This window comes from Pseudomonas sp. 50_B (genome assembly GCF_017491625.1).
Classification (GTDB): domain Bacteria; phylum Pseudomonadota; class Gammaproteobacteria; order Pseudomonadales; family Pseudomonadaceae; genus Aquipseudomonas; species Aquipseudomonas danubii.
This window is the reverse complement of sequence record NZ_JAFGYX010000185.1, coordinates 1-404: the sequence shown is the minus strand read 5'-3', so window position 1 is coordinate 404 and position 404 is coordinate 1. Positions and strand designations below refer to the sequence as shown.

Below are 404 nucleotides of genomic sequence, written 5' to 3'. Positions count from 1 at the left end.
CAGGACCTGGCCATCACCCATCGCCCGTACCGCAAACACGTGAGCGTGCTGGGACACCTCGTAGATCTCGTCGCGGGCCTTTTTAACGCTCGCGACATCACGGCCATGCTTGAAGGCAATGGCCTCCGCCATCGTCTCCTGACGGGCGTATTGCGTGTCCTTCGGGCGCCAGGCCGACTTGATACGCAGCGACTTGTCATTGCTCAGGCCAATAGCAGCATCGATGGGGTCCAGTGTGTCCATTATCTGGTACACGCCACTGTCCGAATCCTCACCTGGCGCAGTCATGACGCCATCAGTGGCGAAATCGGTTTCTGCCGGTATGGGCAATTGTGGAGCCGTCAACATCACCCGTGCCCCCGGTTTGAGATTGGCCCTTGCGCTGCGATCCAGCAGCCCTAAAC

Annotated in this window: 1 protein-coding gene; it reads right to left on the bottom strand. The window is 59.7% G+C overall.

The window, feature by feature from the left end:
- The coding region (locus J5M73_RS31535; protein WP_207817012.1) for a DUF3274 domain-containing protein at positions 1-404 on the bottom strand (404 nt) is incomplete at both ends.